Below are 13,275 nucleotides of genomic sequence, written 5' to 3' on the forward strand. Positions count from 1 at the left end.
CCGGCCGGAAGGACTTCTTGCCTCCGGCGGGTCCTCTCTCGGAGGGGGTGGGGGCTTGTTGGTTGGGTGCCGCGCCGTCGTGGTTGCGGTAGAGGGCGGGGTTCCCTCCTCGGCCGGACACCCCAAGGGGCGTACCAGGAACCCGGGCACGGAGTCCAGGCCGAGCCGCTACGCGGTCGCTACGCGAGCCAGGACACCGCGCCCGGAACCCTGGTACGGCGGAGCTGTCCGACCGAGGAGGGAACCCCGCCCAGGCCCGTTGTGGCCGGGCCCGGCCGAGCGGAGCCGGAAGCGGAGCTGGCCCGGAAGCGGGCCTTCGAGATGATGGCGAAGTACGGCGTTGAGCAGGCGATGCTGAACGACGCGAACCCGGCCGGTGACGCCCCGGCTGACCGTCAGATCGTCCTGGACAACCCCTGGGCCATGGAGCGGGTGCGACTGATCAACCGCATAGCCCTTGCTCTCGGTTGCCAGCTCATCCACCTTGGGCGCGACGGCGACGGCCCGGCCCGCCGGGTGCACATCTTCGGCTACGCCAGCGATCTTGAGCGCGTCGAACTGCTCTACACCTCTCTCCTGCTCCAGATGAACGGCGGACTCAACGCCCAGACCGTACCCATGCGCAGCGGCGTGCGTGCCTGGCGTCGATCCTGGCTCCTCGGCTTCATCAGCCGCGTTGGCGACCGGATCGAAGAGGCCGAGCGTGGCGCACGCGAGCAGGCCAGGGGCGAGACCACGGCCACGGGCCGCAGTGCCGCCCTTGTGCTGGCGGACCGCAAGTCCGTTGTCGAGCGTAGCTATCGGCAGGCGTACCCGCGTGCCCGTAGCGGCGGCCGGACGACCATGACCGGCAACGGGTACGGGGCAGGTTGGGCCGCTGGGAGCCGCGCCGACATCGGCGGTAAGCGGATCGGCCGCACAACGGCCGGGTCCATAGCCGCGTAGCCACATCTTGGCCGGGGGCGGCTGTCCCGCCGCCCCCGGCCGCCCCGCCCGCGACCTACCCCAGGAGCATGATCGTGCCGTCTCGCAAGCCGCCCGCCACTCCCGCCCGCATCCTCACTGCCGCCGCCGACCACATCGAACGCGTCGGCCTGTACCAGGGTGACCACCTCTGGCAGCCCGGCCGGATGGGCGACACCGCTCCGTGCACCGTGCTGCACGCATGGGGGCGCGGCGTGCGCGCCGCCCGGCCCCGCTGGTCCGTACGCGGCGAACCGTGGGACATTTTCCACCGAGCCCTTACCGACTCCCTTGTGGTGCTCACCAACCACGTCAACGGCCGCCCCGTGTCCGGCGTCCGGTGGCGGAAGCTGCGGCTTACCGAAGACGCCTACCGCCGCACGATGTTGTGGTGCTGGGGAGACGGGCCTGAGCGGACCACCGCCGAGGCCGCCGCGATGATCCGCGCCGCCGCAGCCCTCTACCCGAGTGGCGCCGATCACATCACTCCCGGTTGCCCCAGCCTTCAGAATATGGTTTAATTAATGGTGTCGGAAGGGGGAGGGCAACACCCCCGACCGACACCCCCACCGGGCCGAACGGCCACGACGGAACTCTCACCAGGAAGAGAAGGAACGATGACCAACATCAAGACCCAGGCCGGCGTCCAGGCTGCCCCTGCCCCGTGGCCGACCCTCACCGTCGCCGAACTCGCCGCGCACCCCGGCAACCTCCGCGCCATCGAGACCCCGGCCGATCTGCTGGCGGACGTGAAGGAGAACGGGGTCAAGGAGCCGCTGTACGTCGTACGGACCCACGGCGACGTGCCGCAGGTCATCGACGGGTTCCAGCGTCTCGCCGCCGCCGTCGCCACAGAGCTGGAGACCGTCCCGGCCACGTCCCGCCCGGTCATCCGGCTCGACGCGCTCACCCCGCACCCGAAGAACGCCCGCGAAGACCTCGACATCAGCGGCGCGTTCGTGGACTCCCTCCGTACCGAGGGGTGCCGCATCCCCGTCAAGATCCAGCGAGTTGACGGCGGAGTCCTCCAGGTCAACGACGGAAACCGTCGCTTCTACGGATCAAAGGACGCGGGTCTTACTCACCTGCCGTACGAGTGGGACGACGACGACCGCGACGCGGCCGGGCAGTTCCTCGACATGATCACGACCGCCCAGCACCGCAAGAGCCTGACGCCGTCCGAGATGAACCAGGCGATGTTCAGCGCCGCCGAGGCAGGCGCACAGGTCGGCCGTATCGCCCGAGCCGCAGGCGTGCGGCAGAAGGACGTGAAGACAGTCGTCAAGGTCCGGTCCGACGAGAAGTTGAGCGCCGCCCTCACGGGCGCGAGCAGCTACGCGTGGACGTTCGAGCACATGGCCGCCCTCACCGAGTTTGCCGACGATGCCGAAGCGCTCGCCGCGATCACCGAGGCCGCCGCCGAGGTCGACGCGGACGCCGGAGACGTCGACTGGGCCATTGCCGTGGAGCGGACCAAGCGCGACAAGCGGACCAAGGCTGAAGCGCACCGCGCGGAGCTGGAGACGGCCGGACAGAAGATCAGGGACGCCGACGAACTGTCCGAGCGCGCCATGCCCGTGTGGCGACTGCGCGGCACCAGCACCGAGGAGCACGCCGAGTGCAAGGGGCTGGTGTGGGTGTTCGACGAGCGGCGGGGCGACCGGTACGAGCCCTACTGCTCCGCCCCCGGCCTGTACGGCCACACGGTGCCCGAGAGTGCCAGCGGCAGCAGTAACGGCGGCACGAAGACCACCGCCGAGAAGGAGGCCGAGCGCGCCGCCCGCGCCGCCGTCAAGAAGGGGAACATCGACTGGGACGCCGCCGAATCGGTCCGCAGGAAGTGGATCACCGATCTCATCAAGCGCCGCACTCTCGCGAAGAACATCACCAATGCCCTGATCGGCCACGTCAACGAGGCTCTTATCAGCGGCACGTGGGGAGTCTCCGACGACCTGAACAAGGAAGGCACCACCGGCATCCTGGCCGCCTTCCTGGGGCTGAACACCCAGCAGGCCAAGGACCGGAGCAGCTTTGCCGAGCACATCGCCAAGGACCCCCGCCGGGCCCCGCAGCTCCAGTTCGCGGCCATAGCCGCCGTCCGCGAGAAGTGCGCGAACCGGTCGGCATGGCGGACCGACGACCAGCACGCCCCGTGGACGCGGAAGCCGACCGGCCAGTGGTTCCGGGTGCTGGAGTCCCTGGGGTACCCGCTCACGCCCATTGAGCAGTCCGTCGTGGATGGGGAGCCGTACGACCCGGCGAAGAAGAAGCCTCGCGCCGCGATCACGTCCGGCAGTGAGCCGGAGACCGAGCAGGAGACCGGCACTGACGAGGAGTCGAGCGAGCCGGAGGCCGAGGCCGACGAACCGTCAAGCGACGACGAATCCGCCGCCTAACCCCTCAGTCGCCCGATGCCGGGGGCGGGAAAATCCCCGCCCCCGGCCACCCCAGGAGCCCCGCAGTGACCCGTACAGCTCTGTTCGAGACCCACGCCGACGACCACGGTTGCGGATGCGTCCCCGCCCCCGCCGAGCCCGACCCCAGCACCACCGCCGACATCATGCAGGCCCGCGCCATCGCGTCCGGACTTGCGGAGTTCGGCATCGGGCCCGCCCGCTGGTCCGCCGCCTACGACCACCAGGCCGCCGCCGTCGTCCTGCGCGTGGACACCCCGCGCGGACTGTACGCACTCGCCATCCCCGCCACCGGCCAGCCGTTCCCCGTCCGCCACCGGGGCGAGCGCATCGGAGCCCTGGACTGCCGCCGCACCTACGGCACCGCCGACAGCTACACCGCCGCCCTGTTCGCCGCGTTCCTGCGCGACCGCGCCGCACTCGACATCCCCGGCCGGGATACTTGCCCCACATCCAAAAACATGGTTTAATTAGTGGTGTCGGAGGGGGAGGGCAACACCTCCTCCGACTCACGGGCCGCCAGCCGGCCCCGACCCCGGCCGTACGCGGAGGGCAACCCGCCCGGCCGGGCCCTCGAATCCTCTCTCACCAGCAGGAGCACCCACGATGACCAGCGCAGCCATGCGATTTTCCATCCCCGCCACGGCCCAGTCCCGCGTCCGTCAGCTTGTCGAGGCCACCAACGCGCGCGCCGCCGTCCACCAGCTCACCGCGTACACGCTCGACATCTCCGCGTCCTTCCTGGCTGACTACCACGACATTGACGGGCGCCTGATCGGCAAGCGCCCCACCGTCACCGTGACGATCTCCGGTGACATTCCCCGTCACCACGGCTGGACCGTCCTTGCCCGCCTGGACCACGACGAGGAGGGCGAGACGATCACCAGCCTGTTCCCCGGTCTGCCCGAGCAGGACGCCGAGGCCGTGCGCGGACACCACGCCATCGCGAACGTCTGCCACGGCTGCAACATCGCCCGACACCGCACCGCCACTTATCTCGCCCGCCACGAGAACGGCGAGATGAAGCAGTTGGGCACGACGTGCGTCGAGCCGTACACCGGTCTCCCGATCAAGGGTCTTGAGGCCCTGTGGAGGTTCGGCACGCTGAAGGATTCCGACTGGGACGGCGGCGAGGGGGGCATTCCGGCCGATCTCCGTGTGCCGGTGGCTGAGGTCCTGCGCGTGGCCGCCGCGATCGTGCAGCAGGACGGCCGTTTCTACGGCCGGTCCGAGCAGTGGAAGAACACCGTGCCGACCGCCGATTCGGTCGAAGCGTACTTCTTCGACCGTAAGGCCCCGATGGAGTGGCGGGCCGCCGTCGACGCCGAGCCCGACGCCCCGAGCACCGCCGCCGCCGTCCGGGCATGGGCCATCCAGGGGTACGGCAGCCTGTCCGACTATCGCCACAAGGTGGGTCAGCTGGCCAAGGGGGAGACCGTCGACCCGCGCCACCTGCCGACTCTGGTGTCCGCCATCGCGGGATGGCACCGCGACCAGGAGAAGGAGGCCACCGAGCGGGCCGCCCAGAACAGCAAGCCGCAGGGCACCGTGGGCGAGCGCATCACCACGAACGTCACCGTCACGACCGTGATCGAGCTGGAGGGCCGGACGTACGGCTACCAGACCCAGCGCCGCCGACTGGTGAAGTTCCAGGACCCGCAGGGCAACGTGTTCGTCTGGTTCAGCAGCGCCGGGACCGTCCCCGACCAGGGCGACGAGGTCGAGCTGACCGGCACGGTCAAGGACCACAGCATCTACGGCGAGACCGCGCAGACCGTACTCACCCGGTGCCGCGTCGCGGAGCGCGAACCGGTCGCCGCGTAGGAGGCCCGGCCGGGCGGTGGGCCGCCGCCCGGCCGGACCCCGGCCGCCGGGCCGTGGGGTGGTCGGCATCGAGCCGCCCACCCCACGCTCCGCCCACCGCCGACCGAGCTCGACCGCGTCGGCGGCCGGCCCCGCACACCAGCCCCCGTACAAAGGGCGCCCCTTCGGGACGGCTCAGCCTGGCCCGGCTCGCAGCCGGCCGGAACGTCCGGGCCGCGGGCGGCCCTCCCGCCCCGTCCGGACGCCGGGCCGAAGGGCATGCCCTGGGGGCACGACAGCGCTGTCCATCGCGCTCCGCGCGACCCCGGGCGGGGAGCCGCCGGCCGGGGCACGGCACGCCCCCGACTGCACCACCGAGATACCCACGAGGGACACCCCATGCCCGAGAACGCGTATGCCAGCCGTCCGGCCGCCCCGTCAGGAGAGCCGTCCCCGCAGACCTGCCTCCAGGTCGCCAGGCAAGCCGCCCTCCTCGCCGTCACCGCCGCCGACGACGCCATGACCGCCGTGTGCCGCAGCCGATCCGGAGCCACCGCCCGCCTAGAGGCGGCCATGCACACGGCCCACAAGGAAGCCGTCGAGGCCGAGGGACACGCCGACCGCGCCGAGCGGTACGCCGACGACCACGACATGCCGGGCAGTGCACTGTTGTACTGCGCCCGAGAGGTCGTCGACCACGCCGTTCGCGCCCAGTTGGCGGCCGGGGTCGAGACGACGGCCGCCGACCTGCGGGCCGAGCTGGAGCGGACCTTGACTGCGACCGAGTACGCCGAGCAGGAGAGCGCCCGCCGCCAGGAGGAAGCCCAGCAGGAAGCCGAGGAGCGGGCCGCCACCGGCATGGACCGCGAGAACCGGGATCGGGCGGCGGCGAACCGGTACTTCGCGGAGCGGCACGTTGCCGAACTCGGCTGGACGGCGGGACACGTCCGTGTGCTGGCAGCCGCCGAGACCGGCCGCCTGTACTGGCGAGGCGGGCGAGCCCGGCAAGCGGCGCGGCACGGCGTATGCGGCGGTGGCCGCAGGGTCAGCCAGGAGAGGACGCAGGCACTGTTCGCCGCCCGGTTCCTCGTCGCCGCCCGCCAGGACGACGGTACCCGCGTGCTGACCCCCAGCCCAATGGGCCAGGTCGCCCTAGAACTCGCCCGGCTGCACCCGGCCGGACTGCACGCCAGCGACCAGGCCGCCTACGAGGCACGATTCGCCCAGGTCCGCCGACGGTACAAGCGCCGCGACGAGCAGAAGGCCGCCGCCCGCTGCCTGCCGCCGCTCGACACCAGCGCACAGCGGCTGTACCGGCGACCGGTCACGCTCGCTGAACAAGAGGAGCGCGCCGGAAGCGACGCGACCGACCAGTGGGAGAACGAAGGCGGATACTGCCCCGCGGTGAAGGCGCCGCGCCCAGCGACCACCCCCGTCGAGACCCCGCCGGCCCCAACGAGGTCGTGGACGAGCGGGAAGTTCGCCGTACAGTCCGCGTTGTGGTGATGCCGGGGTGCCGGCCGGAAAGGCTTCTTGCCTCCGGCGGGTCCTCTCTCGGAGGGGGTGGGGGCTGGTCGGTTGGGTGCCGCGCCGTCGTGGTTGAGGTAGAAGGCGGGGTTCCCTCCTCGGCCGGACACCCCAAGGGGCGTACCAGGAACCCGGGCACGGCGTCCAGGCCGAGCCGCTGCGCGGTCGCTGCGCGAGCCAGGACACCGCGCCCGGAACCCTGGTACGGCGGAGCTGTCCGACCGAGGAGGGAACCCCGCCCAGGCCCGTTGTGGCCGGGCCCGGCCGAGCCAGCAGGCGTACCACGGCATCCAGGAACTGAACCACGCCGCCACCCTCACCCACCTCGACGGCCGACAGCTCCACCTCTCCGAGCGCTTCGACGACCCCGGGCAACTCCACATCAGAGGCGCATTCCCCGCCACGGACTACCCGTTCCGTAGGGGGGAGCGGGACAGCGTCCGCGTCGCCATGAGCGAGGCCCCCGCAGACATCGCAGCCTTGATCTCCGGCGACCTCATCCCCGTGCACCGCGACGTTCACGAGCGCGTGAAGCAGCACAACCACGAACGGGCCGAGGCTCGACGTGACGTTGAAGAACTCGCCCGCGACTTTTCCGACCGGCTTCCCGGAGCCCGTACCCGGGTCGACGGAACAAGTGCCTATATCTACATGAACCTTGAGCCGGGCGAAGTGCGAATTGGGCTCGACGGGGGCGCGGTGAACGTCGTGCTCAACGACGCGCCCCGGATCATTGCCGACGCCGTCGTATTCGCAGTAAGCCGCTTCCTGCCCCACGTCCAGACCCCCGAGGGCGAGCGCGACGAGCACGAATACGCCCTCTAACCCCCCTAGCATTCCCGGCGACGCGCTCCCGTAGCGCGCCGCCCCCTCAACGGCGAAAGGCCACGCGATGAGCGCCGACATATTCGTTATCAAGCCGCGATGGACCGTGCAGGCCCCGCACCTCCGGTGCACCCTTAAACGGGCTCTTGCTCTCCAGTCCGCACAGAATGTGTGGTCCGGTACCGAGAACATCAACAACGCCGTAGCAATGGCCTACGGTGACGAACTCCCGGATTCCGGCCGATGGCTTCTCACTCGCTCCCAGCTTCGCACGCTCAAAATCGCGATTGAGTGGCGCAGGGCCAAGCGTGCGGCCAGCGACCGGGAAACCGCCCCCGATATCCTCGAACACTGGACAGAGATAGAGGACCAGGTCATAGAGGGGTACCGGGGTGCGTGCCACGCGGAGGGGCTGCACTGGATCTAGGGTTGCCGAAAACCCTAGAACATGGTTTAATTAGTGGTGTCGGAAGGGGAGGGCAACACCCCGAACCGACATCGCAGGGCCAGCCGGCCCTGGACTCCCAATTCTCACCAGGAGGACCGCGACATGCCCCGTAAGCCGAAGATGACCGACGAAGAGCGCCGCGCCTACAGCGCCAAGATGCGCGGTGAACTCGAAGCCGTCATGGATCGCGCTTACGGCGCGATGGTCGCCAGCGAGGAATTCTGGACCACGGTCATGCGCACGGCCGCGAAGCTGACCCACCCGGACCGCGACGACCGTAGCCCCGCCAACTGCATCGCCGTCGCCGCCCAGTGCCCGCATGCAACCCACGTACTCAGCTCCGGAGACTGGCGAAAGGCCGGGCGCTTCCCGGTCAAGGGGTCCACCTCCATCCGCATATGGACGCCGATTAAGCGCCGTTCCGAAGATGCCCAGGATGCCGCGGCCGCAGCCGCCGACAGCGGGCAGGGGGAGGCCGCCAACGGCGCCGCCGAGGGGGAGGGGCGGAAGGTGTCCGGCTTCAAGGCGGGGCCTGTGTTCGACATCAGCCAGACCGACGGCGACGCCTACGAGCCGCCCGCCGCTGCTCCGCTCGCCGCCGAGGTCATCCGGGATGTCCTGGTGAGCCAGTACCGGGACCAGTACCACGAGGACCCCGAGCAGGCCGGGGGGTTCGACTTCACCCAGGAGGCCCCCGGCAACGCCGTCCGCATCCTGCTGTACGGCCACGCATGGCGACGCATTACCGAGGCGGACGCCCCGCTTCCCGGTCAGCACGCGGCCGAGGTCGCCTCAGCCGCCCACGTCGCCGCGCTGATCCTCGGAGTCGGCCCCGGACCGGCCGTCATGCCCCCGCTCGCGGGCATCATCACCCAGGACAAGAAGCCCCCGGTTCACGAGTCCGCCGTCCGCGTCATCGAGACCGGCCGTGCCATCGCCCACGCCGTCGCCACGTCCGCCGAGCGCCGCCGCGAGCTTGCCCCGGCTGGTTGACCCTCACCCAAGAACATGGTTTAATTAATGGTGTCGGAGGGGGAGGGCAACACCCCCGACCGACATCCCCGCCGGGGCCGACCGGCCCCGGCGGAACCTCTCACCAGACAGGACACGACATGCTCTCCACCCGCCAGACCCCCACCGTCCAGGACTTCCCCACCGCGACGCTCGTACTGGCCGGACCCTGGTTCCGGGGCCACCAGCTCGACACCCGCCCCGCCGTCGTCGTCGGTCCCTTCGGCGGACCGGAGTTCGCGGACGAGGCCACCATGTCCGTGGTCTGGTACTTCACCCTCGGTGCCCCGCAGCCCGGCGACAGCGTCCAGGCGATGTTCCCGCACGAGCTGACGCCGATTGACGACACGCTGACCACGATGCACCAGGACACGTTCCGCGACATCGCCCGCAGCCTGCGCCGGGGACGGTTCGCCTACGACGACGGGGACGCACTCCGCGCCGCCGTGCGCCAGGCATGGCGCGAGCGTGCCGGACTGGCCGACGCCGACCCGGCCGCGCGGCACACGCTCCACCGCAGCTGACCACGGCCCCGCCGGTCCGGGGGAGGGCAACACCCCCGGACCGGCAGGCCCCCAGCACCCAAGCGGACACCCCTTCGGGGCGGCAGCAGCAAGGTCCGGTGCGTTCACCGCCGCCAGCCGGCTCCGCCGACTGACGACGGGCACCGGACCGCGAAGGACGCGCCCCGCGGGGGCGCGGCAGCCCCTGCCGTCGCGCAGGCGCGACGGCCCGCGAGCCGATCGTCCCTCACGGCCCGCGCCCGTGGTGCAGCACCGCTGCCAACGCACGGTCCGGACAGGCCGGACCACAAACTCTCACCAGAAAAGACCAGTTCAGTGACAATCGAGATCACCCACACTCGCCGAGAAGGAACCCTGATCGAGGGCACCAGTCGGAACGACGGATCAGCCGAAATCCTGCGGCTCCGCGAGTACGGCCGCACCCAGCGCCAGCCCTTCCGCTGGAGCAGGAACCTTGACTGCTGGTACCTCCCCCACAGCCGCGACCACGCCACCTACACCCCCTCGCTCGAACTCCTCGCGCAGCGACTCCGAGACACGGGCTTCGAGGTCACGTTGACCATCGACAACGCGGACCGCCGATCGTTCTCCGAGGCCGAGCAGGACCGGGAGGAGAAGGCCGAGGGCCGGGCCGAGAGGTTCGGCGGATACGCCGACAACGCCGCCCGCAACTCCGAGGCCGCGTGGAAGTCGAGCCACGAGATATCCGAGCGGTTTGCCTATGGTCAGCCCATCCTCATCGGCCACCACTCCGAGGGCCGCGCCCGCCGTGATCACGCCCGGATGGACAACGCGATGCGCAAGAGCATCGGCGAGCGCGACCGTGCCGAGCACTGGACCGGCCGCGCCCAGGCCGCCGCGAACTACGAGCGGTTCAAGAAGGACCCCGGCCGCACGCTCCGCCGTCTCGACAAGCTGCGGGCCGACCTCCGCGCGGTTGAGAAGTGGCAGCGCGGCAAGTCCGCCAAGGGCTATTCCCGCAACCCCAACGACCCCGAGCTGACGATCCGGCACGAGGAACTGACCGAAGAGATCGAGCACTGGCAGCAGATCATCAAGGACGCCGAGGCCGAAGGCTTCAAGGTCTGGTCGAAGGCCGACTTCACGCGCGGTGACTTCGTTCTCTACCGAGGCACCTGGTACGAGGTCCTGCGCGTCAACCCGAAGTCCGTGACCATCCCGCACATCCACAACGGCGTCGGTCAGCACGTCGTCCGCGCCACGGGCAACCGGCACGACGACTGGACCTGGACCGTCCCCTACGACGACGTCTCGGGACGCAAGAGCGCCGACGAGATGCAGCCGACGGCCCCGGCCGAGGCCGCGTAGCGATTGCCCCGCCCGCCCCGGCGGCCGTGCGTCCCGGGGCGGGCCCCTCTCTCACCAGAACAGGGCACCACCATGAGCACTCAACTCCTCGAACGACCCGCGATCGTCACCGTCTCCGACGACGAGACGGGCGACCACCGCACTCCCGACCCCAGCCAACTCGACCACCGGACGGCCGTCCGCGAAGTTGCGGCGACCGCCTCCCTTCAGGCCGCCATGCCGTACCGCGTCGGAGTCCCGGACATGTCGTGCCGGTACCCCGTGATCATCGGTGAGGACCAGGTCATCGGACGCGCCCACCGGTGGCACCGGGACTGGTGGGTCGACACCAGCACGGGGGAACACAACCTCCGCCGCCCGCCCACAGGCGTCCCAGGCATCGAGATGGCTGCCGCCCACCTAGCCCAGGAGTACGCCGCCGGACGCATCACCGCCGTTCCCCTGGACCAAGTCCGGGCCGAAGCGCCCAAGCCGCTCAACGGGCCGGTGCCCCTGCTGCACCCGCGGATGCCCGTCACCGATCGCAACATCGAGAGCGCGCAGACGGCGTTCGCGGGACTCGCGGCCCACCACTGGCGGGCGGTCCTCACAGGGTTCCCGGGCTCCGATAACCACTGGTTCCTCTCTTGCCTGTTGTGCCCGTGGGAGGGCCCGAAGTTCTGGTCGCACTTGCGCGGGCGCAACGGGGCCCCGCCGAGCGCTCACCGCCACGAGGGCGGCTGCATCGGCAAGGACAAGGTCCGCCAGCTGATCCCCGCCTACCAGCACTAGCCCGACCCCGGGGGCGGCGCGACGCCGCCGCCCCCGGCCTCCCGAAACGGACACCACCATGCCGATCCGCTACAGCCCCGAAAGCGTCGTCATCGCGGACACCCCGGCCGGAATCCTGGAATGGGCCGCCCACCACATCGAACACGTCGGCATCCACCAGGGCCCCCGCCTGTTCGCCGGCCCCGGCCGCACCGCCACCCTGCCGTGCTGGCCGCGCGGCGCCTTGGAAGTCGCCGCCGGACACGGGCGGGGAGCCGCCGGCCGGACGTACGACTGGGACCGCATCCACCGAGCCCGCGACCACGCGTTCGGCGTCCTCGCCGAGACCCTCACCGGTCACCCCGGCGACGCCAACGAGCCCGCCGCCGAGAAAGCCCTACACCGCGAGGTGATCGACCGGTGGAGCGCCGAGCCCGGCCGCACCGCCACCGACGCCGCCCGCGCCTTCCGTGCCGCCGCCGCCCGCGCTGAACGTGCGCACGGCGCACAGGGCCTTCTATCCCTCTGACCGCCTCTCTCTCCCCACATCGAGTCTTCGAAGGCCAGCACCATGGACGAGACGACAGAATCCCGCAGCACCACCAGGACGCCGAGCCGCCGCGGGGGCGCCACTCCGAGCCGGGACGGCGTCCACCGGATCGGTGTCCCACTCCAACCCCGGCTCAGCGCGTCCGAGCTGATCCGCGTACTCCTCGCGGCCCCCGTGGAGACCGACCTTCACACCCTTGACCCCGTACAGGTCCGATCACTCATCGCCGACGTGCTCACCCAGCACGGCTACGACGTACTCGACCGGTCGCCGTTCTACCCCGACTTCGACCGCCACCAGGACGCCCGCCGTGCGATCCGGCGCGCGTACGGCCCGCGGTTCATCGACGCCCCCGACGAACAAGCCGTCCTTGCCGATCCCCTCCGCGAAGTGCTCGTCGCCGCACGGAGCGAGAAGCCATGACCGCGACCGTCACCGAGCCGACCGGCGCACGAGCGCGACAGACGTACTACTGGCGGGTGCGCACCGCACGGACGCGCGCCCTCGCGAAGCAGAGCGCGGCGCAGACGTGGCACATCCAGCCCGGACACCCGGGCGGCGCGTACTGCGACCTCGGGCACGAACGGGACCGGCCCGCACATCACGCACCGACCCTGCTCTCCCGCAGCCGGCCCCCCGGCCGCCGGGATGAGCAGGAGTTCCGCGGCGGGTGCCTCACCTGTGACTGGGAGGGCCCCGTCCACCGCGGCGACGGGTACGGCGACGGTGACAACGAGGCGGTGGAGGACGCCCACGACCACGCGTTCCCTGGGTGGCGGACGCTGCCGCCGATCACCAGGGTCAAGGACCGGTGGAAGATCCCGCAACGCCGAGGCCGCTGGAATCAGCTGACATCCCTGTACCCGGCGGGGTGGGTGGACCAGGGCGCACCGCTCCTGGCCTGGAGCCGCCACCGCCGCGAAGCCCATGCCCCACCGCACGCGGGACGCCCCCGCTACGAACTCCGGATCGACCAGCCGCCGAGCGACCGGGGCGAGCCCCCGACAGATCAGGGGGCCCTCTTCTGATTACCGCCGTCCTCCGGACCAGGGCCCCGCCCCGGCCACGGTAAAGGTGGTTTAATTACTTCGCCATCAGCGGAGTAGGGCAACCTCCGACCGGCCGAGCGTC

The 13,275-nt window shown here is 70.8% G+C and carries 15 protein-coding genes; all 15 read left to right on the forward strand.

The annotated features are described in order from the left end of the window. Positions 1 to 321 precede the first annotated feature (321 nt). A complete protein-coding gene (locus IF88_RS0114600; protein ID WP_158754376.1) occupies positions 322 to 945 on the forward strand; it encodes a DUF7168 domain-containing protein in 624 nt (207 codons plus the stop codon). A 68-nt stretch (positions 946 to 1,013) separates the two neighbouring features. Further along, a complete protein-coding gene (locus IF88_RS0114605; protein ID WP_030711063.1) occupies positions 1,014 to 1,484 on the forward strand; it encodes a DUF6197 family protein in 471 nt (156 codons plus the stop codon). A 96-nt stretch (positions 1,485 to 1,580) separates the two neighbouring features. Then, complete coding sequence (locus tag IF88_RS0114610; protein WP_030711065.1) at positions 1,581 to 3,359, forward strand: ParB/RepB/Spo0J family partition protein; 1,779 nt, start codon at positions 1,581 to 1,583, stop codon at positions 3,357 to 3,359. 65 nt (positions 3,360 to 3,424) lie between these two features. Further along, on the forward strand, positions 3,425 to 3,847 hold the full coding sequence (locus tag IF88_RS0114615; protein ID WP_030711067.1) for a hypothetical protein: 423 nt from the start codon (positions 3,425 to 3,427) through the stop codon (positions 3,845 to 3,847). Positions 3,848 to 3,983: 136 nt separating this feature from the next. Next, positions 3,984 to 5,201: a hypothetical protein gene (locus IF88_RS0114620; protein ID WP_234323525.1), complete on the forward strand. Its 1,218-nt coding sequence runs from the start codon at positions 3,984 to 3,986 to the stop codon at positions 5,199 to 5,201. A 378-nt stretch (positions 5,202 to 5,579) separates the two neighbouring features. After that, positions 5,580 to 6,686: a hypothetical protein gene (locus IF88_RS0114625; protein ID WP_051836866.1), complete on the forward strand. Its 1,107-nt coding sequence runs from the start codon at positions 5,580 to 5,582 to the stop codon at positions 6,684 to 6,686. Between the two features lie 471 nt (positions 6,687 to 7,157). Continuing rightward, complete coding sequence (locus IF88_RS0114630; protein ID WP_030711073.1) at positions 7,158 to 7,532, forward strand: hypothetical protein; 375 nt, start codon at positions 7,158 to 7,160, stop codon at positions 7,530 to 7,532. A gap of 67 nt (positions 7,533 to 7,599) precedes the next feature. Continuing rightward, positions 7,600 to 7,959 (forward strand): hypothetical protein, encoded by a 360-nt coding sequence (locus IF88_RS0114635; RefSeq protein ID WP_030711074.1) that lies wholly within the window; start codon positions 7,600 to 7,602, stop codon positions 7,957 to 7,959. 123 nt (positions 7,960 to 8,082) lie between these two features. Then, positions 8,083 to 8,973: a hypothetical protein gene (locus IF88_RS0114640; RefSeq protein ID WP_030711077.1), complete on the forward strand. Its 891-nt coding sequence runs from the start codon at positions 8,083 to 8,085 to the stop codon at positions 8,971 to 8,973. Positions 8,974 to 9,092: 119 nt separating this feature from the next. Beyond that, positions 9,093 to 9,515 (forward strand): DUF6409 family protein, encoded by a 423-nt coding sequence (locus IF88_RS0114645; protein ID WP_030711079.1) that lies wholly within the window; start codon positions 9,093 to 9,095, stop codon positions 9,513 to 9,515. Between the two features lie 315 nt (positions 9,516 to 9,830). Continuing rightward, positions 9,831 to 10,844, forward strand: a complete 1,014-nt coding sequence (locus IF88_RS0114650) for a DUF3560 domain-containing protein (protein ID WP_234323526.1) — start codon at positions 9,831 to 9,833, stop codon at positions 10,842 to 10,844. Positions 10,845 to 10,916: 72 nt separating this feature from the next. Continuing rightward, positions 10,917 to 11,615 carry a hypothetical protein gene (locus IF88_RS0114655; RefSeq protein WP_030711082.1) on the forward strand — a complete coding sequence of 233 codons (699 nt, stop codon included), beginning with the start codon at positions 10,917 to 10,919 and terminating at the stop codon, positions 11,613 to 11,615. Positions 11,616 to 11,673: 58 nt separating this feature from the next. Beyond that, a complete protein-coding gene (locus tag IF88_RS0114660) occupies positions 11,674 to 12,123 on the forward strand; it encodes a DUF6197 family protein (RefSeq protein WP_030711085.1) in 450 nt (149 codons plus the stop codon). A 42-nt stretch (positions 12,124 to 12,165) separates the two neighbouring features. Beyond that, on the forward strand, positions 12,166 to 12,567 hold the full coding sequence (locus tag IF88_RS0114665) for a DUF6181 family protein (protein ID WP_030711087.1): 402 nt from the start codon (positions 12,166 to 12,168) through the stop codon (positions 12,565 to 12,567). Continuing rightward, entirely contained in the window at positions 12,564 to 13,172 is a 609-nt protein-coding gene (locus tag IF88_RS0114670) for a DUF6349 family protein (RefSeq protein WP_030711089.1), read from the forward strand. Before IF88_RS0114665 ends, IF88_RS0114670 begins: the two co-directional genes overlap by 4 nt. Positions 13,173 to 13,275: the final 103 nt, after the last annotated feature.

Origin of the sequence: Streptomyces sp. NRRL F-2580, from assembly GCF_000720115.1 — a bacterium.
GTDB lineage: Bacteria > Actinomycetota > Actinomycetes > Streptomycetales > Streptomycetaceae > Streptomyces.

What these genes read in the sequence shown, in the direction of transcription:
- IF88_RS0114600 (WP_158754376.1), top strand. Translation starts at nt 322, where the DNA reads ATGATGGCGAAGTACGGCGTTGAGCAGGCGATGCTGAACGACGCGAAC.
- IF88_RS0114605 (WP_030711063.1), top strand. Translation starts at nt 1,014, where the DNA reads ATGATCGTGCCGTCTCGCAAGCCGCCCGCCACTCCCGCCCGCATCCTC.
- IF88_RS0114610 (WP_030711065.1), top strand. Translation starts at nt 1,581, where the DNA reads ATGACCAACATCAAGACCCAGGCCGGCGTCCAGGCTGCCCCTGCCCCG.
- IF88_RS0114620 (WP_234323525.1), top strand. Translation starts at nt 3,984, where the DNA reads ATGACCAGCGCAGCCATGCGATTTTCCATCCCCGCCACGGCCCAGTCC.
- IF88_RS0114625 (WP_051836866.1), top strand. Translation starts at nt 5,580, where the DNA reads ATGCCCGAGAACGCGTATGCCAGCCGTCCGGCCGCCCCGTCAGGAGAG.
- IF88_RS0114630 (WP_030711073.1), top strand. Translation starts at nt 7,158, where the DNA reads ATGAGCGAGGCCCCCGCAGACATCGCAGCCTTGATCTCCGGCGACCTC.
- IF88_RS0114635 (WP_030711074.1), top strand. Translation starts at nt 7,600, where the DNA reads ATGAGCGCCGACATATTCGTTATCAAGCCGCGATGGACCGTGCAGGCC.
- IF88_RS0114640 (WP_030711077.1), top strand. Translation starts at nt 8,083, where the DNA reads ATGCCCCGTAAGCCGAAGATGACCGACGAAGAGCGCCGCGCCTACAGC.
- IF88_RS0114645 (WP_030711079.1), top strand. Translation starts at nt 9,093, where the DNA reads ATGCTCTCCACCCGCCAGACCCCCACCGTCCAGGACTTCCCCACCGCG.
- IF88_RS0114655 (WP_030711082.1), top strand. Translation starts at nt 10,917, where the DNA reads ATGAGCACTCAACTCCTCGAACGACCCGCGATCGTCACCGTCTCCGAC.
- IF88_RS0114660 (WP_030711085.1), top strand. Translation starts at nt 11,674, where the DNA reads ATGCCGATCCGCTACAGCCCCGAAAGCGTCGTCATCGCGGACACCCCG.
- IF88_RS0114665 (WP_030711087.1), top strand. Translation starts at nt 12,166, where the DNA reads ATGGACGAGACGACAGAATCCCGCAGCACCACCAGGACGCCGAGCCGC.
- IF88_RS0114670 (WP_030711089.1), top strand. Translation starts at nt 12,564, where the DNA reads ATGACCGCGACCGTCACCGAGCCGACCGGCGCACGAGCGCGACAGACG.